Annotated in this window: 20 protein-coding genes; 12 read left to right on the top strand and 8 right to left on the bottom strand. The window is 42.5% G+C overall.

Annotated elements, in window-relative coordinates; genetic code table 11:
* Positions 1-957: 957 nt before the first annotated feature.
* From GVT53_RS04710 to nirB, 5 genes are read right to left on the bottom strand one after another with little or no spacing between them, the layout of a single operon-like run.
* The gene (locus GVT53_RS04710) at positions 958-1335 is read right to left on the bottom strand and encodes a DUF7009 family protein (RefSeq protein WP_166247662.1); all 378 of its coding nucleotides are present in this window, start codon (positions 1333-1335) and stop codon (positions 958-960) included.
* Positions 1325-3184, bottom strand: coding sequence for a sensor histidine kinase (locus tag GVT53_RS04715; protein WP_166247663.1), 1860 nt, complete (start codon positions 3182-3184; stop codon positions 1325-1327). Before GVT53_RS04715 ends, GVT53_RS04710 begins: the two co-directional genes overlap by 11 nt.
* A gap of 9 nt (positions 3185-3193) precedes the next feature.
* Complete coding sequence (locus GVT53_RS04720) at positions 3194-3784, bottom strand: DUF4202 domain-containing protein (protein ID WP_166247664.1); 591 nt, start codon at positions 3782-3784, stop codon at positions 3194-3196.
* A 20-nt stretch (positions 3785-3804) separates the two neighbouring features.
* Positions 3805-4182, bottom strand: coding sequence for a nitrite reductase small subunit NirD (gene nirD / locus GVT53_RS04725; RefSeq protein ID WP_166247665.1), 378 nt, complete (start codon positions 4180-4182; stop codon positions 3805-3807).
* Between the two features lie 10 nt (positions 4183-4192).
* Entirely contained in the window at positions 4193-6712 is a 2520-nt protein-coding gene (nirB, locus tag GVT53_RS04730) for a nitrite reductase large subunit NirB (RefSeq protein ID WP_166247666.1), read from the bottom strand.
* Positions 6713-6831: 119 nt separating this feature from the next.
* Here nirB and cobA point away from each other — a divergent pair, with 119 nt between their 5' ends.
* The 7 genes from cobA (at position 6832) to GVT53_RS04765 (ending at position 17597) form a co-directional block, all read left to right on the top strand.
* Entirely contained in the window at positions 6832-7611 is a 780-nt protein-coding gene (gene cobA / locus GVT53_RS04735; RefSeq protein WP_309474619.1) for a uroporphyrinogen-III C-methyltransferase, read from the top strand.
* A gap of 204 nt (positions 7612-7815) precedes the next feature.
* Complete coding sequence (locus tag GVT53_RS04740; protein ID WP_166247667.1) at positions 7816-9216, top strand: MFS transporter; 1401 nt, start codon at positions 7816-7818, stop codon at positions 9214-9216.
* A 50-nt stretch (positions 9217-9266) separates the two neighbouring features.
* Positions 9267-10562 (top strand): alginate export family protein, encoded by a 1296-nt coding sequence (locus GVT53_RS04745; protein WP_166247668.1) that lies wholly within the window; start codon positions 9267-9269, stop codon positions 10560-10562.
* A 97-nt stretch (positions 10563-10659) separates the two neighbouring features.
* The gene (locus tag GVT53_RS04750) at positions 10660-11346 is read left to right on the top strand and encodes a response regulator transcription factor (protein WP_166247669.1); all 687 of its coding nucleotides are present in this window, start codon (positions 10660-10662) and stop codon (positions 11344-11346) included.
* A gap of 132 nt (positions 11347-11478) precedes the next feature.
* Positions 11479-15012, top strand: a complete 3534-nt coding sequence (locus GVT53_RS04755; RefSeq protein WP_166247670.1) for a nitrate reductase — start codon at positions 11479-11481, stop codon at positions 15010-15012.
* A 4-nt stretch (positions 15013-15016) separates the two neighbouring features.
* Entirely contained in the window at positions 15017-16456 is a 1440-nt protein-coding gene (locus GVT53_RS04760; RefSeq protein ID WP_166247671.1) for a rubredoxin, read from the top strand.
* Positions 16457-16649: 193 nt separating this feature from the next.
* Complete coding sequence (locus GVT53_RS04765) at positions 16650-17597, top strand: TerC family protein (RefSeq protein ID WP_166247672.1); 948 nt, start codon at positions 16650-16652, stop codon at positions 17595-17597.
* A gap of 82 nt (positions 17598-17679) precedes the next feature.
* Here the strand turns inward: GVT53_RS04765 and GVT53_RS04770 are convergent, their stop codons facing one another.
* On the bottom strand, positions 17680-17865 hold the full coding sequence (locus GVT53_RS04770; RefSeq protein ID WP_166247673.1) for a CsbD family protein: 186 nt from the start codon (positions 17863-17865) through the stop codon (positions 17680-17682).
* Positions 17866-18106: 241 nt separating this feature from the next.
* Between GVT53_RS04770 and GVT53_RS04775 the strand changes: the two genes are divergently transcribed.
* From GVT53_RS04775 to GVT53_RS04785, 3 genes are all read left to right on the top strand, one after another.
* Positions 18107-18346: a DUF7218 family protein gene (locus tag GVT53_RS04775; protein WP_166247674.1), complete on the top strand. Its 240-nt coding sequence runs from the start codon at positions 18107-18109 to the stop codon at positions 18344-18346.
* Positions 18347-18377: 31 nt separating this feature from the next.
* A complete protein-coding gene (locus GVT53_RS04780) occupies positions 18378-19409 on the top strand; it encodes an AI-2E family transporter (RefSeq protein WP_166247675.1) in 1032 nt (343 codons plus the stop codon).
* 109 nt (positions 19410-19518) lie between these two features.
* Positions 19519-20127 (top strand): nitroreductase family protein, encoded by a 609-nt coding sequence (locus tag GVT53_RS04785; RefSeq protein ID WP_166247676.1) that lies wholly within the window; start codon positions 19519-19521, stop codon positions 20125-20127.
* A 57-nt stretch (positions 20128-20184) separates the two neighbouring features.
* Here GVT53_RS04785 and GVT53_RS04790 read toward each other — a convergent pair whose 3' ends face one another.
* Complete coding sequence (locus GVT53_RS04790) at positions 20185-20376, bottom strand: hypothetical protein (protein WP_166247677.1); 192 nt, start codon at positions 20374-20376, stop codon at positions 20185-20187.
* 269 nt (positions 20377-20645) lie between these two features.
* Between GVT53_RS04790 and GVT53_RS04795 the strand changes: the two genes are divergently transcribed.
* A complete protein-coding gene (locus GVT53_RS04795) occupies positions 20646-21098 on the top strand; it encodes a DUF2383 domain-containing protein (RefSeq protein ID WP_166247678.1) in 453 nt (150 codons plus the stop codon).
* Positions 21099-21130: 32 nt separating this feature from the next.
* On the opposite strand, the gene GVT53_RS04800 is transcribed toward GVT53_RS04795, so the two are convergent.
* Complete coding sequence (locus GVT53_RS04800; protein WP_166247679.1) at positions 21131-22162, bottom strand: helix-turn-helix transcriptional regulator; 1032 nt, start codon at positions 22160-22162, stop codon at positions 21131-21133.
* 178 nt (positions 22163-22340) lie between these two features.
* On the opposite strand from GVT53_RS04800, the gene GVT53_RS04805 reads away from it, so the two are divergent.
* Positions 22341-22676, top strand: a complete 336-nt coding sequence (locus tag GVT53_RS04805; RefSeq protein WP_166247680.1) for a hypothetical protein — start codon at positions 22341-22343, stop codon at positions 22674-22676.
* Positions 22677-22803: the final 127 nt, after the last annotated feature.

Here is a 22803-nt window from a genome sequence, read left to right on the forward strand (position 1 = left end):
AGTGGCAAGAAGATATATTATGGTCTGTTTCATCAAGCTGAAGATATTCCCTACTTTACCACAAAGAATCCATTAAATCACTCTTACTTTATGTACTTATATTAAAAGGTTAAAGTTTGGAATATTTGTCAAATAACTTGTTTTGTTCAAATCTATGAACAAAAGAATCAGTCAGCTCAATTGAAATTCCTCAAGAAAGTATCTTCCACATAGACAAAAGTTTCAGAGCAGTACATATTACCTATGATTTGAGATACATTTTTGGTCATTGAAGCCTTTCTAATTCACAAATAAAGTAGGCTTGTTTAGTGTATTTAAGAATGTTATCTTCATAAAAATCAGAAAGTAAAGCAAATTACTTCAAGTTCATTTTAAAGTTTGGTCGAAAATCGGTTGGCAGTGAAGTTTTTGAAACACCTAATCGATTGGTATATAGAATAATGGGGTAGGGGGTACAAGTGCTGCCAACCCGAAGAACCTAGAAATAGGTCAAGACAAAACACTGTTAATCATTTGATTCTTAGTATTTTGTGTTTTTAAGCATATCGTTTGAATTCATTTAAAACCATCTAAAATCATATCAAGAATGTGGCCATTGGTCGCAAACATTTACAATCATTGTTGTAGTTTTATATGACTTTTGAAGCATTTTACTTATGTTTTGACTTTTACAGTATGAACAGTTTAAAACGTTTCAATATACTGGAAAACAATAATTTAATAAATAATTCCTTCACAATTAAACACTGGGTTCAATCCGATATCCAAATAATTTATTGTAGGATTCCATCGATAGTGAACGCACTTGTTTAGTATAAATCGGAAAGGCATCCTCACTGGCCATGATGGAATTATTATTGACGAGGGAATGAACTACTCCCTAATTCATTGATTTGCACCTTTTCAGGGTAATTAAGAAGAAATAGAGACCTAATTAGCTTGACCCTTCAAGTTTGCTTAGCACGCATTGCTACCGCTCAGGGGGTTGGGGTAATTGTCGGATTGATCTTCGGTGGTATTGTCCAGACAGGCAAAATCTTTTTCCAGTAGTAGGAATAATTGGTTGCCGTTGGGCAAATCCATAGTGCCATCAAAACCGACCCTGTCCGATTTGGCCCAAGTAGACCGTTCCTTGTCATTGAGGTACAAGGTAATGGCATTGCCCGTAAAAGAGGCCTCAAGCACATCGATGTCTTTTTTGCCTTGGAGCGCGTAAGTGAGCATCTTGTTGCCAAAATCCGTGGTCTCTTGGTAGCTTCCCGTTTTACAAAAGGTCTCCACCTCGGTTTTGGTCAATCTAAAGCGAATTGAATTTCCTTTGATCCTAATCTTCATATGGCTCGTTCTTTGCAATTTTGTTATCCGTTAAATTATAATTGATGGTTACCCGGGTTCCTTCGCCAGGTCGGGACCGAATGAACAATCTACCATTAATATAGCTCATTCGCTCTTTCATAAAAAACACTCCCATGCCGCCATCACTGCTATTTTTTGGAGGTTTGTCCAATATTTCGGGGTCAAAACCTTTTCCATCATCATCAATAACAACGCTCAATAAGCTATCGGTATGGTTAATAGTGACCAATATGTAGCTCGCATCGGCATATTTGATGGCATTGTTCACTGCTTCTTGGGTAACCCGATAAATATTGGTTTCCGCCAGCGAATCAAACCGGATGTTCTCCTCGGCTTTGTTCTCGAACAAAATGTGCTGCCCCGTAAGTTTGCTCAGTTCCGATGTCATTTTTTGCAATGCGGGAAAAATACCATGGTCACTGAGTTCGGGAGGAGTAAGGTTAAAGGTGGCCGTCCGCACCCCTTTGATCAAATCTCCGGTAAGCGATTTAAGATACTCTATTTTCTCCCTGCTACGTTCCTTTTGGTCAAGATTGATGGATTCAATATTGAATCGAAGGGCTGTCAACATTTGGCCTATGCCATCATGAATGTCCTTAGCGATGCGTTTGCGTTCCTCTTCCTGACCTTCTACAATAAGACTGGCCTGCATTTGTTTTTGGTGTACCCGATCCTCATAATTCTCACGCGTGAGCTGCTCCACTTTTTCTTGGTTTCGCTTACGTTCGGTAATATCGGAGCACAGAATAAGAACACTTTGCCGTAGACTTGTCCGGTGCATGGGAATGATGGAGAGGTCCATCCACAATTTGTTTCCTGAGTTGGTCGTGATCTCTATTTCTTCCGACCGGATACTTTTTCTTGGTTTGGTCAATACCTCGTTCAAGTACTGCCGTTGGCCCTCATCTTTGGTCAATATTTCGGCGAGCTGGGCATTCGGCGGAATATCTGGGGACTCCAAAAGGCTCAGGAATTTTTTACTGATAAAAACCACCGTGCCATCGCTACGTGCGCTGGCAAAAAGAGCGGCATTGTCGATTACAAAGTTGAGCTCCTTGAGTTCTTGGAGGGATTTTTCCTTCTCTTGGAATATTTTTTTGATTTCTTGGGCGTCCTGCTCAGATCGTAATCTGCTCTTCACCAATTTTTGTATGATTTCCTTTATTTGAATGGATAATGGCCTGAAAATAAAGAACACCTCAAGAACCAATATCAGCAAAGAAAAAGCAAGCAACAAATACTCTTTGAACTTTAGCCTTTGTAGGCGTTCCTTGCTGATGGCATCGTACTCATTGACAATAGTGTCCATTTTATCTAAAAACGGACCTTCGTTCGCCAATAAAATGGCCAACTCTTGCTCGTGTAACGTACTATCTTCATGCTTCAGCATGTTTTCCACGGCATTGACCATGGCATCGTGGTGCGGGGAAAGTTCTTGAAAATGTTTTAAGATGGACGGATTGTCCTCCTTGGGCAGACCTATACTATCATTGCCATTTTGAAGTCCATCGTGGGAGGTTTTCCACACCAAAAGAGTGTTGTCCAATCTTAGCAAAAGCTCTTGCCGCTCATTTTTACTAAGTTCCCCACTTTGCAACAATAGGGCTTCTTTGACCAATTTTTGACTGTACGCGCGCTGCCGGCCCGCCACGTTGATCACCCGTGAGTCATTTAATTGGGAGTTGAGGTGCTGTTGTATCAGGATTTGGGCCACAATGATGGTGAGCGCTATAGCCGAAAGGGCCAACAGGTACCACTTTCTGAATCTTTGGAAAGTAGAGACATCCAGATTCTGTTGTTGGTTTTTTGTATTGTTCACTTCGGCCATGATACGGGTTTAGTTGGAGATTGCCCTGGTCACCAGTTCCAGTCCTCTATCGGAGTAAGAAAGGCCCAAGGCAGCTTTATGCCCTTTTTCGGACATCTTTTTCCAGGTTTTTTGCAGGATCGATATTATTTTGTCATCATCGTGTTTTGCTAGAAAGGGCTCGTAGTAATATTTTAAGAAAACCAAGCAGATAACATCTTCCAAGGTTTGGGTCTCCCCATCTTTTTTTAGTTGTTTTTTCAGCAACAAAAAAGATACCCTATCGATTGTATCTTCATCATAGCCTACTTTGTGCAATATGCTACTGGCCTTCTCTGCATGGAACTTTTTAAGTTCCTGCCTCCATTTAAGGTACCCCGCCCGGTTCATCTCGTAGGATTCCCTGGGGATTTCCCATCGACAGATGTGTTGACAGCGTGCCGTTAATTGCAATGCTTCAGACGCACTGGGTTCAAAATCGTTCAAGATGTCCGTCATCCGCTTTGCATACAAAAGTTCTTTAGGGAATGCTGCCCCTTCAAAATGTTCCGTATTGGGATCTTTTGCATTGGCTTCATCAAACAACTTAAATGCTTCCAAAAGTTTTTTGGACATGCCCATATATATTGGTTTTATTAAAACTATTCAGAAAAACCAATATACACAAAGCCATTCTCCAATTTTACCGGAAAAGTGGCTATGGAGGGCAAATCGCCATTGAGATTTTCCCCGGTTTCCAGTGAAAAGGTCTTTTTGTGCATTGGGCAGGCGATTTTGGGAATACCTTCGGTATCTCCGATCATTCCCCTGGACAAAACCATTTCCATTTTATGCGGGCAAAGGTTTTGACAGGCGTACCATTTTTGTTTGCGTTTGTAGTTAAAGATGGCGATTTGCTTGTTCTGATATTTGATACAGGCTCCGCCATTTTCTGGAATATCTTTTTCCAGACAAGCCTTGAACCAAGTCTTCACTTGATTTGTTGAAACCGGGTTGTAATGTTGTAATAAAGTATCCATAACTTTTAGATTAATTGGTCCATGGTTCTGGCATTTTCTGTTCCCTCATGGGCACAAACACCAAATTGTCGTCCCTGTCATCGGTATTCACAAAATGCTTGAAGCGTTTACCGATCTCTTCGTTTTCCACGGCCTGTTTCCATTCACATTCATATTTGTCGACAAGGGACTGCATATCCATTTCAAGCTCTTGGGCAATGTTCAGGCTGTCCTCGACCACCACTTTTTTGAGTTGCTCAATACCGCCCTCGAGTTTTTCGAGCCAAGCTGCGGTACGCATCAATGGGGCCGCTGTGCGGATGTAGTACATTAAAAAACGATCTAAATACTTGATGACGGTTTCGTTATCAATTTGCTCTGCCAATAATTGTGCATGTTTCGGCGTAGCACCACCGTTTCCACATACATAAAGGTTCCATCCGCCTTCTACCGCAATTACGCCAAAATCCTTTCCCCGGGCCTCGGCGCACTCACGTATGCACCCGGATACACCTCCCTTTAGTTTGTGCGGGGATCGTATTCCTTTATATCTATCCTCAAGTTCAATGGCAAAGCTTACACTTTCGTCCATACCGTAACGGCACCAAGTGGAACCGACACAGCTTTTTACGGTCCGCAACGCTTTTCCGTAGGCATGGCCACTTTCAAAACCGGCATCGATGAGTTTTTTCCAGATAGCGGGAAGGTCGTTAAGTTCGGCACCAAAAAGGTCGATGCGCTGTCCTCCGGTAATTTTGGTGTACAAACCATATTCCTTGGCCACATCGCCCAATACGATCAATTTGTCGGGGGTGATTTCCCCTCCGGGAATCCTGGGCACCACTGAATAGGAACCATTTCTTTGGATATTGGCCAAAAAACGGTCGTTGGAGTCCTGTATCACATCTTCTTTATTGGCAGTATCATTATAAATGGTGGCAAAAATGGAGGCCAGGGCAGGCTTGCACACTTCGCAGCCGTGCCCTTTTCCACATTTGTCCAAGGCTTCATTGTAAGTGCTGATGCCCTTTACCTTGACAATGCCGTAAAGCTCTTGTCGGGTATATTCAAAATGCTCGCAAATAACATCTTTTACTTCTTTCCCCATGGATTTAAGGGTCTCGTTGACCAACTCCGTGACCATGGGCTTGCATCCACCGCAGCCCGTGGTGGCCTTGGTGCATTGGATTACATCTTTCAAAGATTCACTTTTGCCGTCCAAGAGCGATGAGCAGATGTTCCCTTTGGTGATGCTCTCACAGGAGCATATTTGGGCGGTATCCGGTAGGTCCATGGCACTGCCAAAGGCAGAACCTCCCTCGCCACGTGCACCTACGATCAATTCTTCCGCATTTTCGGGCAATGCCATGCCGTTCAAGTACATTTGGTGCAGCATATTGTAGTCGGAAGCATCTCCTACGAGAATGCCCCCTAAAAGTGTTTTTCTATCGTGGCTCACATTGATTCTCTTGTAGAGGTGCTTTGTCTTATTTTCAAAAATGATGGACAACCCTCTATCTGCTGGCATATAGGGAGTGCCAAAACTGGCCACGTCCACGCCCATGAGTTTCAATTTGGTGGACATATCAATATCGTCGGGCATTACAACTTCTCGGTTGCCCAATATTTGGTTGACGGCCACGTCGGCCATTTCATATCCGGGAGCAACAAGGCCATATATCATTTGATTGTAAAGGGCCACTTCGCCAATGGCGAAAATATCTTCTGCCGATGTTTGCATCTTGTTATTGACTACGATTCCGCCACGTGTACCCATTTCAAGGCCGCAAGTCCTTCCAAGTTCATCTCTTGGCCGTATTCCTGCTGATATGATCAACATATCCACGTCCAACCGGTCATCTTCCCCAAACTCCATTCCTTCGATTACCTTATCGCCCAAAATTTGGTTGGCGGCCTTGCTCAAATGGACTTGAATCCCCATGGATTCCAATTTTAACTGGAGCACATTACTGCTCCTGCTGTCCAGTTGTCTGGGCATCAATTTTGGGGCAAACTCGACCACGTGGGGTTCCAATCCCATATCCAGCACCGCTTTTCCAGCTTCCAGTCCCAACAGGCCACCACCCAGGATTGCCGCCCTTCCATTGGGCTTAATAGCTTTTATTTGTGAGGCATAGGCCATCATCTCTTCCAAATCCTCTATGGTACGATAAACAAAAACACCTTCTTTTTCCACTCCCGAGATAGGCGGTACAAATGGAACGGAGCCTGTGGCCAGTACCAAGTAATCATAGCTATGTGAATCACCGGCATCCGTATGGATCTCCCGTTTCTCTTTTTTAATGTCCGTTACGCGTTGCCCTGTAATAAGTTCAATACCGTTTTTTTTGTACCATGTAGCAGGGGCAAGCTCCAAGGCTTTGGCATCTTGGTTTTCAAAATACTCACTAAGATGCACCCTGTCGTAGGCCGGTCTGGGTTCATCACCGAAGACAATCAATTTATATGCATTATTTGAAGGTGTGGCGATGAATTTTTCGCAAAACTTATACCCCACCATTCCATTTCCTACTACAATTACTGTTTTCATATCCATGTGATTTTGAAATACGAATCAAAATTAAGTATAAGTACGTATATATTTTGTGTTTTTTTGAAAATAAATACGTATCCTTGTTGAGAAATCCATAAAAATCAAAACAAATATTTATGATGAAGCAAGGCATGAAGGAAGCAAGAGTAAGCTTGGTAGGAGCTGGTCCAGGCTCCTCCGATTTGATTACCGTAAGGGGTTTGAGGGTTTTACAGCAAGCTGATGTGGTTTTGTACGATGCCTTGACGGATGTCGCCTTGTTGAAAGAGGTTGGTGGGCATATTCCAAAAATATACGTAGGAAAGCGATGTGGAAAACATAGCTTTTCCCAAGAAAAAATCAATATGCTCATTGTAGAAAATGCATTGAAGTATGGTCATGCTGTTCGATTAAAGGGTGGGGATCCTTTTGTTTTTGGTAGGGGGTCGGAGGAACTTGAGTGTATTGAATCATTCGGGATTCCGGTAGCTATAGTGCCAGGTATTTCCAGTGCAACTGCAGTTCCTGCAAGTCAAGGGATAGCTGTGACCAAACGAGGGGTGAGCAATAGCTTTTGGGTGGTTACCGCAACCACAAGGGAAGGCAATCTCTCCAAGGATATTCAATTGGCCGCACAATCTTCGGCAACACTGGTGATATTGATGGGTATTCGAAAACTGGTCGAAATTGCCATGGAAATTGGCCGTTACAGGGAAAGTTATACGCCACTTGCAATTATTCAAAATGGAACGCTGCCCAATGAAAAATGTGTAACGGGAACCTTGAGCGACGCAGTGCGTTTATCGCTTGATTTGGATGAGTCCAGTCCCGGAATCATTGTCATAGGCGATGTGGTAGCCGACCATCCATCATTTTTTGAAGATGCAATTCAAAGGGTTGTGGGCGTGGAACTCTAAATCCATACCTTAATAGTAGTTGGTTCACATGCCATCCTCAATAACTTGTGAATCATTAATAATAAGTGCCTAAATTTTAAGATGTTGTAAAATGGTGGCCATTATTTGTTCATCCCACAAAAATACGTAGTTATTTAGTTTTACATATCTATAAATACGTATAAATACTTAGATTTGATTATCTAATCAATTAATCTAAGTACTATGAAAGCCACACGATTAAATCTTCTGAACCTTAAAAGTATTCCAATAAGGACATTTTGGATATCAGCCATTGCTTTCTTCATTTGTTTTTTTGCATGGTTCGGGATTGTTCCGTTTATGCCCGATGTTGTGAGGGATTTGGGGCTTACGCCAGCACAGAAATGGAACTCTATTATTTTAGCGGTTACCGGGACAGTTTTTGCACGATTGCTCATAGGTAAGTTATGTGATAAATTCGGGCCGCGACTCTGTTATACCTGGTTGTTGATTATCGGGTCCATCCCGGTAATTTTAATTGGTCTGGTTCAAACACCTTTCCAGTTTTTGCTCTGTCGCTTTTTTATAGGGTTCATAGGCGCATCCTTTGTTATTACCCAGTTCCATACCTCTATAATGTTCGCCCCAAACATAGTGGGTACCGCTAATGCGACTTCAGCCGGGTGGGGGAACCTTGGAGGTGGTGCAAATAGATTGGGAATGCCATTGATCGCGGCCGCGGTGGTGAGTTTCGGGGTGGCCGATGAGGTTGCTTGGCGCTATTCCATGGTCATTGCCGGTGTCGTTTGCTTTGCGATGGGACTTGCCTATTTCTTCTTTACCCAAGATACACCAGAAGGAAATTTTGCCGAATTGCGGAGAACGGGCAACATGCCCGTTTTAAAAAAGGATAAGGTTTCTTTCGCAAGTACCTTAAAGGATTATCGCGTTTGGATATTGTTTTTGGTGTATGCTGCATGTTTTGGAATGGAGCTTACTGTTTATGGTACTATGGACGATTACTTGCAAAATACCTTTGGTTTGGAGAGGATCACGGCCGGAAACATTGTTTTGTCCTTCGCCCTGATGAACATTTTTGCCCGAACCTTGGGGGGCTTCTTCGGGGATCGCTTTGGAAAATTAAAAGGCCTTCGCGGCCGTGTATTGTTCCTCACTTTTATTTTGATGGCCGAAGGTGTCATGCTTTCCGTGTTCTCGCTCACCACTAGTCTTGCGGTGGGAATCGTCTTTTTGGTAGCCTTTAGCCTTACGGTACAAATGGCCGAGGGTGCCACATTTTCCGTAGTTCCCTTTATCAATAAAAAAGCTATTGGTTCCATTTCCGGAATCGTGGGCGCAGGGGGGAATGTTGGGGCATTTTTAGCGGCCCTGTTCCTTAAATCCAAATCGGCCGTAGCAGAGAGCGCCGCAATAAAGGCCAATGCATCCTTGGGAGAAGAAGCTGTTAGAGCGGCACAATCGGCGGCTGCCTCCGGCGCCGTATCGAGCGGTTATTTCATCATTGGAATTTTTGTGGTAATAGCAGCTATCAGTGCATTTGCCATTCGTTTCTCGACTGCCGATGAAGAGGCCGTGCTTCAGGAAATGGAAGGCAAAATGGCAATGTCCACCGTAGAGAACTGACTTTTTTGGCCATCAAACTTCCTGAATAAATCAACCAAAAACTATGTAATATGAAGTTTATCAGTAAAAAAGGACTCTTGGTGTGCCTATTCCTTTTTGGAGCGCATCTTTCCTTTGCCCAATTTGTTTTGGACGGGCAGTTTCGACCAAGGACAGAATATAGAAATGGCTTTGGAGGTTTGATTTCCGAAGCGTCCGAACCTGGTTTTGCCACCGCTACGCGGATTCGTCTGAACGCTAAATACCAAATCGATAAGTACACCTTTTATACAAGCTTGCAAGATGTTATGGTCTGGGGGGAAAACCGACAGTTGAGACCCGATGATGAGAACAATTCCTTTGCCATTTTTGAGGCATGGGCCCAAATTGATTTGGGTTCCGGTTGGTATACAAAATTGGGAAGACAGGTGCTTTCTTACGATGACGAACGCATTTTGGGCGAAGTGGATTGGACACAACAGGCCCGAAACCATGATGCTGCCTTGATGCGATATGCAAAAGAAGATTTTGAGCTTGATCTCGCCCTTGCCTACAATCAAGATTTTGATGACCCAAGCGGATTTCAATCCGAGGGAAATACCTACGGCACCACAGGTTTTTTTAGTTACAAGACCATGCAGATGCTTTATCTAAAACAAAAATGGGAAAATTTTACAACAAGTTTGCTGGTGCTCAATAACGGTTTTCAAAATTTTGATGAAAATGATGGGGCAAATGGGGTGAGCAATTTACAGACCATTGGAACCTATTTAACCTATAAAAAGAAAAACTTTGGATTGGCGGCCAATGCATTTCTTCAGATCGGGGAAAGACAGGGCGAGATCGATGTAAAAGGAGCTTATTTGCTGGGTCTGGATGCTAGCTATAAAGCTTCGGGCACTATTGGATTAGGGGCCGGGTTCGAAATAATTAGTGGAAATGATGATCGAACACCAGGTGAGACAGGTGCATTTTTTCCGCTGTACGGTACCAACCATAAGTTTAATGGCTTCATGGATTATTTCTATGTGGGCAATCATGCCAATTCCGTTGGATTGTTGGATGTCCATCTAAGTGCCAATATAGCTTTGGGTGAAAAATCGGGTCTTATGGCCAAAGTCTTAAACTTTCAGGCCGAACAAGGTTTGCCCAGTGGTGAAAAATCTTTGGGCACCGAAGTCGATTTGGTATTCACACAAAAATTCAATGGGTATGCCCTTAAAGTCGGATATTCCCAATTATTCCCTGCCGATGGCATGTATGAACTTAAGGGTTTGGCCGAGGCCGAGGCTGCCCATATGCAAAATTGGGCTTGGGCCATGTTGATCATTAAGCCCAAGTTGTTCTCAACGGACAAGAAAGATTGATTATTGGAGTTAGTGAGTGTAAAGGCTGTTCCATTTTCAAATGGGACGGCCTTTTTTTGTGCACTACGTATTTCAATAATTCGATTATTTTTGTGCAATGCAAGATTTGGAAGAACAGCGAACCATTAGCATAGTTTTGGCAGATGACCACTCTTTGGTCCGGGACGGTATTCGTGCTTTGTTGGAGGAAGAGCCGGATTTGGATGTGATAGGGGAAGTGTCCAATGGTTTGGATGCCCTTAAAATGGTGGTCGAAAAATCCCCCGATATTTTGATCATTGACATCCGAATGCCCGAGTTGGACGGTATAGAAACCGTAGAGCAACTCAATGCCAAAGGACAATCCGGTACAAAGTGCATCATTCTTTCCATGCACGATTCGGAGGAATACATTCTTAAATCGGTCAAGGCCGGGGCCAATGGTTATCTTTTAAAGGATACGGGCAAGGCGGAGTTCGTAAAGGCCATACATATGGTTCAAGAAGGGGGCAAATATTTTAGCGGTGATATTTCCAATGTGTTGGTAAACAATTTGTTCAGTTCCGATAGCAAGGCAAACGAACCATCATCAAAAGCCAATAAAAACAACCCTTTTGATCTTACCAATAAAGAGCTTAAAGTGCTGGAACTGGTTTTGGCAGGTTATACCAACAAAGAGATTTCGGAAAAACTTCAGAACAGTAAACGTACCATAGAAACGCATCGCTTCAACCTGATGAAAAAGATGGAAGTGAAAAATTTAATCGATCTTTCCAAAAAAGCCAACAAGCACAATTTGGTGTAAATTTCATTTCTTCAACCTTTTGGTACTTTTTTTATCATTCTCTCGATTTAGAGCATCGTTTTTATTGAATTGACACTACGTATTTATACGTATTTTTTTAACTTTCAACATCAAAAATATGCTGTTAGTAGAATGCTGGAAAAAAATACACATAAAACTATTTGTTCGTATTGTGGTGTGGGCTGTGGCATTACGGTTTCCAAAGATGCAAAGGGCATATTGTCCGTAACCGGTGACGAGGAGTACCCCGTGAACAAAGGAATGCTCTGTTCCAAAGGAAAAACCTTGAATTATGTGGCCCAAGATACCAAGGATAGGATACTGTACCCGGAAATGCGATGGAGTAGAAACCACCCCATGCAGCGGGTCACCTGGGATATGGCCTTCAAAAGGGCAGCAGCAGTTTTTGGGAGCATCATGGAAAAACACGGTCCGGACAGTGTGGGACTTTATGTGTCGGGCCAGTGCCTTACCGAGGAATATTATTTGGCGAACAAGCTGACCAAGGGTTTTTTGGGGACCAATAATATAGATACCAACTCTCGGCTATGTATGAGCTCTGCCGTAGTGGGGTATAAGAAAACAGTGGGCAACGATGCCGTGCCCATCGCCTATGCCGATATAGAGTTGGCAGATTGCTTTTTGATCGCTGGAGCCAACCCGGCATGGTGCCACCCCATATTGTTTCGCCGTATTGAAAAACATAAGGAGCAAAACCCCAAGGTTAAATTGATCGTAGTGGATCCGCGCAAGACGCAGACCTGTGCTTTGGCGGATTTACACTTACAGATTTTGCCAGGAACCGATGTTATTTTGTTCAATGCCATGGCAAGATGGTTGATTGAAAAGAAGAAGATAGATACATCGTTCATACAAAAACATACTTCCAATTTTGAAGCCTGCAAGCAGATGGCGTTCGAGCTTTCCATTCGCAAGGCTGCGGAAAAGTGTGGAATAACGGCAGGGGAAATACAAAAGGCCGCCAAGATGATCGCGGATGCCAAAGGATTCATCAGCATGTGGACCATGGGGCTGAACCAAAGCGTTATTGGGGTGGACAAAAATGTTTCATTATTGAACCTTTCCTTGTTAACTGGGCAGATTGGCAAGCCCGGTTCCGGGCCGTTTTCGTTAACGGGGCAGCCCAATGCCATGGGAGGTCGAGAAGTAGGGGGGATGGCCAGTTTATTGGCGGCCCATCGCGATCTGGGAAATCCAAGACACAGGGAAGAAGTACAGCAATTTTGGGGTGGAAAGGAAATCAAGGGTGAGCCAGGGCTTACGGCAACGGAAATGTTCGATGCCTTGGAGTCCGGGAAAATGAAAGCAATATGGATTATTTGCACCAACCCCGTTGTGAGTTTGCCCAATGCCAAAAAGATTGAAAAAGCGCTCGAAAAGGCCAATTTTGTGATTGTTCAGGATATTTCCCATAATTCCGAGACCACAAAATATGCGGATTTGTTGTTGCCAGCGGCAGGTTGGTTGGAAAAAGAGGGCACCATGACCAATTCCGAACGTAGGATAAGTTATTTGCCCAAGGTGATCGATGCTCCTGGCGAGGCCCTGCCCGATGCAGAAATCTTGTGGAGGTTTGCCCAGGAAATGGGCTATGGAGGTTTTGACTATAACAGTGTTTCCGAAGTTTACGATGAATATTGTTTGATGACCAAAGGGACCAATATTGATATCTCTGGACTGTCCCACGAACGGCTCAAAAAGGAGGGAAGTTTCCAATGGCCGGTACCTTCGCCCGAACACAAGGGTACCCCACGCCTGTTTCAGGATCAGAAATATTTTACCGCAAATGGAAAGGTACACTTTAATGCGCCCAGAAATCTGTACAACAAATCAGAGATCACTTCTCAGGACTTTCCATTGGTGCTCAATACGGGAAGAATCAGGGATCAATGGCACACCCGTACCAAAACGGGAAAAGTAAAACGACTATTGACCCACATTCCATCTCCTTTTCTAGAAATGAACAAGGTGGATGCCTATGTTCGAAATCTTAAGGAAGGCGATATTGCCGTGATAAGGAGCAGACGTGGAACTGTAAGGGTCAAGGTCAAGATCAATTACGATATTCGCGAAAGGGTTGTTTTTCTCCCAATGCACTGGGGAAAGATCTTGAACAATGATTTTAGCAGGGCCAATAATCTTACCAACGATATTGTGGACCCGATTTCCAAGGAGCCCGACTTTAAATATTGTGCCGTTCAGGTTGAAAAATATAGCAAACCCCCACAAAAAATAGTTGTTGTTGGTGCCGGGGCGGCTGCTTATCGGTTTATCCAGACCTATCGGGAAAAGAACAGAACCGATGAAATCCATGTATTTTCCAAAGAAGAACATCCATTTTACAACCGTGTTCTGCTTCCAGAATATGTGAATGAAGAATTGTCGTGGGAGGCCCTTCAAAAATTGAAACAAGGTGAACTTGAAAAGCTTAAGGTGAGATTATATCCCAACAATGGCATCAAACACATCGACCGTAACGGCAAAACGGTAACTGATGATTTTGCCAACGTACACACTTATGATCTATTGATATTGGCCACAGGTAGCAAGGCCTTTGTGCCCAATGAAGTGCGCATGGATCTCCCCGGTAGGTTTACGATGAGGGAAAGGGGGGATGCGGACCGACTCAAAAACTATCTGTCCAAAACAAAGCTCTCCCCCAGCGAACAGCATGTGGTTATCGTGGGAGGAGGCCTTCTAGGACTTGAACTGGCAGCTGCGTTGAAAAAAATCAACATCAACATCAGCATCATACAACGTGCGCCAAGATTAATGGAACGCCAATTGGACCCTGTTTCCAGCAAATTGTTGGCCGAAGATGTATCAGAAAGGGGAATACAATTGTTTTTTGATAATGAGGTGAGTACTATTTTCGAAGATGAAGAGTCGCAATACACTTTGATGGCCAACCTGAAAACGGGCAGGACCTTACGTTGCAATGCCATTGTTTATGCCATTGGAACCAGCCCCAATATATCGTTGGCCACAGAAGCCGGCCTTGACACACGAAGGGGCGTTATGGTGGATGCGTATCTTAAAACCAGCGATCCGTCCATATTTGCATTGGGCGAAATTGCAGAATTTGAGAACGCACTATATGGCATTACCTCGGCAGCCGAACAACAGGCCGATGTGGCCGCAAATTATATCCTTGGGGATTTGGGAAGCATGTATGGCGGTTCCGTGTTGATGAACATTTTAAAGTTTGAGAACCTTGATCTCTGTAGCATTGGAATGGTCAATGCTCCGAAGAACGATCCTTCCTACGAGGAAATTTTATTGATGGATGTGAGCAAGCGGTTCTATAAAAAGTGCATTGTAAAGGACGATACCTTGAAAGGGGCTATTCTGATGGGGGATAAAAATGAGTTTGCCGAGTTTAAGCGACTCATAGAGGAAGAAATAGAACTTTCGGAAAAAAGAGAAGAATTGTTGCGGGGAACTTCCACGATGGAACCGCTAAAAGGAAACTTGGTCTGTTCCTGCAGTCAAGTTGGGGATGGCAATATTAAAGATGCCATAGCGGGCGGATGCACGGATTTTGCCCAATTATGCTCCCAAACGGGTGCAGGATTGGGGTGCGGAAGCTGTAAACCAGAGGTTCAGGCAATATTGAACACACAAAGAAAAACAATAATGGTCTGATGCCATGAACGACGATTTGCACAGAATTTTGATAAGCGGGGGCATTACCTCGCCAGGAGAGCTTAAGGACAGTATCGCCATGCTCGAAACGGCCGGGCTGTCGGAAGTTTACTTTGGCTCAAGGCAGGATATTTTATTCCCTTTGGTAAATACCAACAAAGACCGATTGGAAAAGAACTCCAAGTACAATACGGACATTGTTGCCGACCGATCCTATCAGAACATTGTATGCTCTTACGTTTCGGCAGACATTTTTGATGCGACCCATTGGCTCAAAGGATCTACCTACCTCTATTTGTTGGAGCAATTTGATTATATGCCCAAGTTAAAGGTAAATATAACCGACCCAAAACAACGGTTGGTGCCCATTTTTAGCGGAAACCTCAATTTTGTGGCTTCTGAAGAGGAGGACTATTGGTACCTGAACATTCTATTGCCACACTGGAAGCAAGATGCCTACTACCCCGTATTGATCTACAGTTGGGACATTGTTTCGGTCTGTAAGGCCATAGAAGAGGTCTATTATACCATGGATAATGTTGAACAGCTTTTTGCCGTTTTGAACGAGCGATTGCAGGCGACCAACAATAGAGCAATCAAAAAAGAGCTACAAATACCATTGGTGACCTTTCCCTATTACGAAGGTATGAACCGAATGGGCCTAGATCAATATTGGTTGGGGTTGTATTGGCGAAATAACCGGTACGACCTTCAATTTCTAAAAGCACTGTGCGGTTTCTGCTTGGACAATAGTATTGGAAAAATATGCATTACCCCATGGAAATCCTTTATCATTAAGGGCATTTCCAAAGAGTCGCGGCCGGCATTGGAACGATTTCTTGGACAGCGGGGCATTAATGTGCGACATTCACAGTTGGAGATGAACTGGCATTTGCCGGTTGATGATCAGGATACTTTGGAGCTTAAACGGTACTTGGTCAACAAATTCGACCAAAACGATATCAGTACGTATGGGCTCACCTTTGGGATTAGCAAGGATGTGGGGAAAAAATCCCATTTTTCGTCCATTGTGATAGAGCAGAACCCGACCACAAAAATCGGAGAGGATTATAATGTGAGCCCGACCTTTAATGTGTGTCACTTTAAAGATTTTGATCCCAATACAAGAATATACATGGTCTACGCCCAGGATGTGGACAAAAGTGAACTTCCCGAACTATTGATGGAGTTGAGCAAGAAATATTTTCAGCAGCTCGGTCAGGAGAAGAGCGTTCCTGAAGAAAACAAAACAATAGAGGAGGATGTAAAACGCGAGGTCCATCAATGTAAAAATTGTCTGACCGTTTACGACGATGCAATCGGAGACATCAAATCCGGTGTAACGCCCAAAACAAAGTTCGAGGATGTGCCTTGTGGTTATGTTTGTTCCGTATGTGGTTCGGATAAAAGTTTTTTTGAAACTGTTGAGCTATTTTTAAAGTAGTGGGCAAATGGCCAATATTTTCAATTTCGACCAGTTCTGCGTCTGGAATCCAATTTTTTGTGATTTCTTGCAGTTTGCGTTACAATCCATTGCCATTGGACCTATGGACGCTCAGTTTAACATTTTATTATAAAGTGTTTTAGGGAGGAGGTTGGTTCCTTTTTTTAATTTCGGTCCGTAATATAAAAAGCTTATGACAGTTTGGATTTTCTTCCTGTTGGGGATTCTTGTTTTTTTGGCATTGGATTTGGGCGTATTCAACAAAAACGCCCATGTTATAAGTGTTAGGGAAGCTTCGATTTGGACTACGATATGGGTTTCTTTGTCCCTTTTGTTCTCGGGAGTAGTTTACTGGCTTTACAGTACAGGAAAAATAGATAATGTCGATGGACTGGAGCCTATGGAGGCCACCATTAACTATATCACCGGATACCTGATAGAACTTTCGTTGAGCATAGACAACATCTTTGTCATAGCCGTAATTTTCACCTCGTTTCAAATACCCCAAAAATACCAGCACCGTGTGCTGTTCTGGGGAATTTTAGGGGCTATAGTGTTTAGGGCCCTAATGATATTTTTTGGGGTGGCCCTCATCAATAAATTTAGTTTTACCATTTACATTTTCGGGGCATTTTTGATTTTTACAGCCATTAGAATGGTGACTTCCAAGGAAAAACCCTTCGAGCCAAAAAAATCATTTATCTATCGTAACCTGAGAAAAATAATGCCAATTACCTCCCATATGGACGGGCAAAAGTTTTTTGTAAAACTACGCCACATTACGGCGGCCACGCCCTTGTTCATGGCATTGATAATTATTGAGTTCACCGATGTTTTGTTTGCCTTGGACAGTGTACCTGCCATATTGGCCATCACATCCGACCCTTTTTTGGTCTTCAGCTCCAACATATTTGCCATTTTGGGGCTTAGGTCCATGTATTTCTTCTTGGCACATATGATCAACAAGTTCCAATACCTAAAGTACAGTTTGGTGGCTATCCTAAGTTTTGTGGGGCTCAAAATGATCTTGTCACATCATATTGCCTTTCCCAAATGGATATCTTTGGGCTTTATTGCCTTGGCACTTGGTCTGGGCGTTCTGGCTTCCTTGCTCAAAAAGGACAAGATTGTTGAACATTGATTCGAAAGATTAGGGAGCACGGAACAAAAAAAAGTCCTCAAAAATATTTTGAGGACCTTACTTAAAGCAGATTTGATGTTTCCTATAACCTCTCGATCTCCTTTTTTAGTTCTTCTTTGGAATTTCCGGTCTTTTCTTGGAGTCTGCCCAACATTTGGTCAAACTTTCCTTCGGAATACGTTAAATCATTATCGGTAAGCTCACCATATTTTTCTTTGAACTTTCCTTTGACTTGTTTCCATTTACCTTCTAACTGATCGCTGTTCATATTCGTAAAATTTTAGATTAATAATTCTTTATAGCCAAGCTATTGCTTTATATTTCAAAGTGTTGACCCGGAACGCAAAATTTTTGACCTTAATGCATCACTCCAGTATTCTCCTGACCTAAAATTTGTTTTTAATCCTTTAAGGGCAATAAAAAAGTCAAATGGAGCAAGCTCTGCCCCTCTAATTTTTAAATTTTGAAGTGTAGGTTGTATCTCCTACATCAAATAAAAAAAGAAGGCTATGCCAAATCCAAGAATTAAGAACGAAGAACAATATGAAGCTTTGCGCGATAAGGGATACAGCAAGGAGAAATCGGCCCGAATCGCAAACACTCCCGATTCCGGAAAAAAAGGGGGAGAGGCAAGCCCATATGAAGAGTGGACCAAGGATAAACTTTATGACAAGGCCAAGATGGTGGGTATAGAGGGCCGTTCCACTATGACCAAGGATGAGCTTATCCATGCCCTAAGGAACCATTAAAAGAGACAACATAACCAATTCGTTTAAGTGCATGAACTATATAGCGCCCAAAATTATACGACAAATTTTTATCCTCCTGCTGATTTTGACATTGGGAGGGTTGATCATGTTTGAAATGGCCCCTTATTTTTCCGGGGTTTTGGGTACTATAACCTTGTTCGTTCTTTTAAAAAGGCCAATGAAAAAGTTGGTGGACAAGGGGTGGAACGAGACATTGGCAGCAAGCCTGTTAATGGTGATATCCTTTTTTATTATTTTATTGCCGATCTCTGGGGCTTTTCTCATGTTGGGAAACAAAATCAGCAAGGCGATAGAGAATTCGGAGAAGGTGACTTCCATTATAAAGTCGCAGATACAATATTTTGAAAACCTGATAGGGTACAAGCTCAGTTCCCAAATAGATGCCTCTGGGATTTCGAAATGGCTTACCAACAATCTCGAAGGTTTGGTCGGCGGTACTTTTAATACGGTGATTGCCATATCCATAATGTATTTTCTGCTTTTTTATATGCTCACCAACCAGAAAAAACTTTATAAATCCCTTTTTGACTATATCCCCATAAGCAACAAGAACCTTAAGGTAATAGGGAATGAGATCAACGATATTGTTAGGGCAAACACCTTGGGAATACCTCTGGTGGCCCTGGCCCAAGGGGCGGTTGCCTTGATCGGTTTTTTGATTTTTGGAATAGAGAACCCATTTTTTTGGGCGGTGATGGTCACCATCGGTTCCATGATCCCCTTTGTGGGCAACCTTTTGGGTACCGTGCCGGTATTTATCCTCACCCTGAGCAATGGGCAAACGTTTCAAGCTTGGGGCGTGTTGGTGTATGGTATTGTTGTGGTAGGCTTAACGGACAATCTTATTAGGCTTTACGTGCTCAAAAAATTGGACAACGTACATCCATTGATAACTTTAATAGGCGTAATCGTGGGTATACCCTTGTTCGGTTTCATTGGATTGGTTTTTGGTCCTTTGCTCATCAACCTTTTCTTGGTAATCGTTCGAATATATAAAAGGGAATATGGCAACCCCCGGGAAAACCAGCAATTAAGTGCTTAAAAATGTACTTACCAATAAATACAAACCTCATTAGTGTCAAAACAAAACCGTTTTGAACTAATTAAAAAGTTTTGGAATCAGTATAATTTATTAAACAAAAAAAATTGCAATGTTGAACGAACTAGAACAAATCAGACTAAGTAAAATAGCGGATACGGACCATGAAATCTTTGCTTTGCTAAAGCAGCGATATAGTCCAAGAATATTTGGGGACCAGAAAATCGAAGAAAATCAACTACGGCAACTTTTCGAAGCTGCGCGTTGGGCCGCAAGTTCCAACAATCTACAGCCGTGGAGATTTATCTATGCAGAACGGGAATCCGAAGCTTTTGACAAAATCGTGGATTGTTTGAGCGATTTTAACAAGAAGTGGGCATCCAAAGCACCCATATTGGTGCTGGCCATTTATAAAAAAGAAACTGATGATGGAAAGGAAAACTTCCATGCACCCCATGATCTGGGACTGAGTTTGGGCAATATGACCGTCCAAGCACAATACCTGGACATAGCTCTTCACCACATGGCCGGTGTGGATTGGAAAAAGGCACAAAAAAGATTCAATGTGCCGGAAGGTTATCACGTTTCTTCGGCCATAGCAATAGGATATTATGGGGGCGAATTGGATGACCTATCCAAAGATCTTCAAGAAAGCGAAAGGGCAGACCGACAACGGATGCCCCAAGAAGATTTTGCCTTTAAGAATGAATGGGAGAGTTAAAAAATAAATGATAGGGGCAAGTCAATAACCATGCATTGGTCATTGCTTGCTCCAAAATTAAACAGGGGATTCAAAGAACATTCCAGAAAGTATTATTCCAAAAACAATAAGAATCAAAATGGCCAAGATTATCACAAAGCCAAGTTTAGTGATACGGCTATTTTTAAAGATATAGTTGCGTTTTGGATTTTCTTTGTTTTTAACGAACTCTGTATTTTCCTCGGACTGCTTTTGATCTTTCTTTTTCATAATGGGGTTATTTTGATTTCGTTGGCAAGGCAGTGCAAAATTCCCACCTTAACAATTCGAAGCTATTTATTTTTGAAGTACAACTTTGACATATTTAAATAAAATGTTGACCCAAAAGATGGCCGCCACTAAAGTGGCGATATTGATCAAATGGGTCAACAATCTATTTTATAGGATAAACGTGAATCCACTACTTGGGATAATTTTATTAAAGCGGATGTAGTTCCCCAAAAAACTGAGCATCCAAATAACTTTAAATACCTAAACCAATGGATGAATCACCTACAATGGGGAAGAAGCTCAACAATCTTCTTGAAAAGATATATAGCACGGAGAACGGTTTTGATAAGGCGTCAAAACGGGCGGTCAGTGCAGCATTAAAGAACTTTTTTCTGGAAAAGGCCTCGGAACGTTGCCGGTTTGGGCACCAGTTGAAAACCGAAATGATGAAGTTCAATCAACAAATACTCATGAATGTTGGTTCTGCGGGAACTTTGCATGAAAGTTGGACGGATGTAATGGCATTTTTTTCATCAAATAATGATGAATCCATGTTTGAAGAGGCCATAATGGCCGAAAAAGCGGTCCTTGACGAATATCGCGGAGTGTTGGAGGAAATCGGGCTACTTCCCAGCACCGAACTGTTGATCCGACGCCAAATGAACAAAATTTCCCATGACCTTACCATTATAAGAAGGTTGGAGGATATAGGCCAGAAGTAAGACGCCAACGCGGCCAACCTAACTTCCTGTACTTACTCGGAGTGCCCGTTTTTTACCTGCTTATGGTATTCCTTGGGCGATATGCCGTACTTTTCCTTGAAAAGTTTGGAGAGGTAACTCCTGGAATTGATACCGACCTTAAAACTTATTTCGGTAATGTTCATATCCGTTTTTTCCAAAAACTCCTTGGTCTTCTCGATCCTGTAGTTTCGGATATATTCGTTCACCGAGGCATTGTAGAGCCTTTTAAAACCGAGTTGTAAAGTGGTTTGGTTGAGCCCCACTCTTTTTGCCAAGCTTACAATATTGTCCATTCTGTTGATTTCATCATGGATTATTTCTGCAGCTTTTTCAATTTTTGACAGCGTGGCCTGCCTCAATATTTTATGCTTACCGTTGCCGTTCAGGTCATCGAGATATTGTTGCAGTTGGTGTGACAAAATCTCGTAAGCCTTGCCCTCTTGGTAGACCGTTCTCATAAAATCCGTTAAATCGCATTCGGTGAATTCTTCCATAAATTTTGCGATTTCCAAACTGTAGTGCGCCTTGTGGTAAAAAGTTTGGGTGCCGTTCAGGTCACGAAAAAGTTCCATAAGATCCTCGTTCATTTCAGGAAGGAATTCACTGATTTTGTCCTCGAACAGTTTCCTGTTAATTTCTAGGCTGAATGTACATATGGGTTGGTCCGGAGGAAACCTGAACACATGGTTGTTTTGGGGGGTGCTGGATAAAATAACATTCTCCAACCGCTGTATTTCGTGGGTCTCGTCCATTCCATCAAATTGATGTACAATAGTGGATTCCCTGTTAAAGACCAACTTTAAAGGGTGTATGAGTCCCTTCTGGTACTCCAGGACCAGTTCTTTTTTTAATCGGCAGTCAAACTCCAAGACCCCGACGCCGTTTTCAAAATGGGTTCCCTTGATAAAGCCGGAGCCTATCTTGGCCGGTACCCGAAGACAGTATTCATTGTTCTCTTCTTCGATGTCCACCTGAAAACTTTCTGCCAGATCATTTATGAGTTGTTTGACATCGGAATCGCTAACTTCAAATGTAACGTTCATTTATTATGGTCGTCCTTGGACAATAAGATAAGCCAAAGACCTTATTTTGGTTTTAAACCGTTAATTAAGCATATTTTTCAATCATCTGCCAATTTTATTTTTAAATGGGTCAAGAAAGTTAGCTAATGTGTCAACGTAAATCCAACTATTATCACACTTTTGATTAAAATTGAGAAGTATGGAAAGTGAATATGCAAAACATGAGAAAGATTATATAAAAGTGTACCAAGAAAAAGGATACACCACAAATTTTAGATTTGATGAAGGGAAATTGATAGCCTCCAAAACCAAGGAGAGCTACAGTCCGGAAGATATCTTTATTGTTGCGGACCACCGTTATGAGGGGATGAGCAATCCATCGGACATGTCCATACTATACGTTCTGGAGACCAAAGACGGAAAAAAGGGCACCCATTTGTTGGGATATGGCCCCAATGCAGATTTGGACGCGACCGAATTCTTTAAGGCCATTCCAAAGGAAAATGTATCCGACAGGGCAAGTATAGATTCTTAATCAGGTACGATTCATCAGCTTTACGAATCAATCCTAAAGCGTTAGAAGTTTACCTTTCTTTCAAGGTATAAGTTTTGCATATCACAAGGCCATATTTTTTATGGCCTGTAAATGCTATCACCTCAAA

It is taken from the genome of Flagellimonas oceani, from assembly GCF_011068285.1.
GTDB classification, from domain to species: domain Bacteria; phylum Bacteroidota; class Bacteroidia; order Flavobacteriales; family Flavobacteriaceae; genus Flagellimonas; species Flagellimonas oceani.

What these genes read in the sequence shown, in the direction of transcription:
- GVT53_RS04710 (WP_166247662.1), bottom strand. Translation starts at nt 1,335, where the DNA reads ATGAAGATTAGGATCAAAGGAAATTCAATTCGCTTTAGATTGACCAAA.
- GVT53_RS04715 (WP_166247663.1), bottom strand. Translation starts at nt 3,184, where the DNA reads ATGGCCGAAGTGAACAATACAAAAAACCAACAACAGAATCTGGATGTC.
- GVT53_RS04720 (WP_166247664.1), bottom strand. Translation starts at nt 3,784, where the DNA reads ATGGGCATGTCCAAAAAACTTTTGGAAGCATTTAAGTTGTTTGATGAA.
- nirD (WP_166247665.1), bottom strand. Translation starts at nt 4,182, where the DNA reads ATGGATACTTTATTACAACATTACAACCCGGTTTCAACAAATCAAGTG.
- nirB (WP_166247666.1), bottom strand. Translation starts at nt 6,712, where the DNA reads ATGAAAACAGTAATTGTAGTAGGAAATGGAATGGTGGGGTATAAGTTT.
- cobA (WP_309474619.1), top strand. Translation starts at nt 6,832, where the DNA reads ATGATGAAGCAAGGCATGAAGGAAGCAAGAGTAAGCTTGGTAGGAGCT.
- GVT53_RS04740 (WP_166247667.1), top strand. Translation starts at nt 7,816, where the DNA reads ATGAAAGCCACACGATTAAATCTTCTGAACCTTAAAAGTATTCCAATA.
- GVT53_RS04745 (WP_166247668.1), top strand. Translation starts at nt 9,267, where the DNA reads ATGAAGTTTATCAGTAAAAAAGGACTCTTGGTGTGCCTATTCCTTTTT.
- GVT53_RS04750 (WP_166247669.1), top strand. Translation starts at nt 10,660, where the DNA reads ATGCAAGATTTGGAAGAACAGCGAACCATTAGCATAGTTTTGGCAGAT.
- GVT53_RS04755 (WP_166247670.1), top strand. Translation starts at nt 11,479, where the DNA reads ATGCTGGAAAAAAATACACATAAAACTATTTGTTCGTATTGTGGTGTG.
- GVT53_RS04760 (WP_166247671.1), top strand. Translation starts at nt 15,017, where the DNA reads ATGAACGACGATTTGCACAGAATTTTGATAAGCGGGGGCATTACCTCG.
- GVT53_RS04765 (WP_166247672.1), top strand. Translation starts at nt 16,650, where the DNA reads ATGACAGTTTGGATTTTCTTCCTGTTGGGGATTCTTGTTTTTTTGGCA.
- GVT53_RS04770 (WP_166247673.1), bottom strand. Translation starts at nt 17,865, where the DNA reads ATGAACAGCGATCAGTTAGAAGGTAAATGGAAACAAGTCAAAGGAAAG.
- GVT53_RS04775 (WP_166247674.1), top strand. Translation starts at nt 18,107, where the DNA reads ATGCCAAATCCAAGAATTAAGAACGAAGAACAATATGAAGCTTTGCGC.
- GVT53_RS04780 (WP_166247675.1), top strand. Translation starts at nt 18,378, where the DNA reads ATGAACTATATAGCGCCCAAAATTATACGACAAATTTTTATCCTCCTG.
- GVT53_RS04785 (WP_166247676.1), top strand. Translation starts at nt 19,519, where the DNA reads ATGTTGAACGAACTAGAACAAATCAGACTAAGTAAAATAGCGGATACG.
- GVT53_RS04790 (WP_166247677.1), bottom strand. Translation starts at nt 20,376, where the DNA reads ATGAAAAAGAAAGATCAAAAGCAGTCCGAGGAAAATACAGAGTTCGTT.
- GVT53_RS04795 (WP_166247678.1), top strand. Translation starts at nt 20,646, where the DNA reads ATGGATGAATCACCTACAATGGGGAAGAAGCTCAACAATCTTCTTGAA.
- GVT53_RS04800 (WP_166247679.1), bottom strand. Translation starts at nt 22,162, where the DNA reads ATGAACGTTACATTTGAAGTTAGCGATTCCGATGTCAAACAACTCATA.
- GVT53_RS04805 (WP_166247680.1), top strand. Translation starts at nt 22,341, where the DNA reads ATGGAAAGTGAATATGCAAAACATGAGAAAGATTATATAAAAGTGTAC.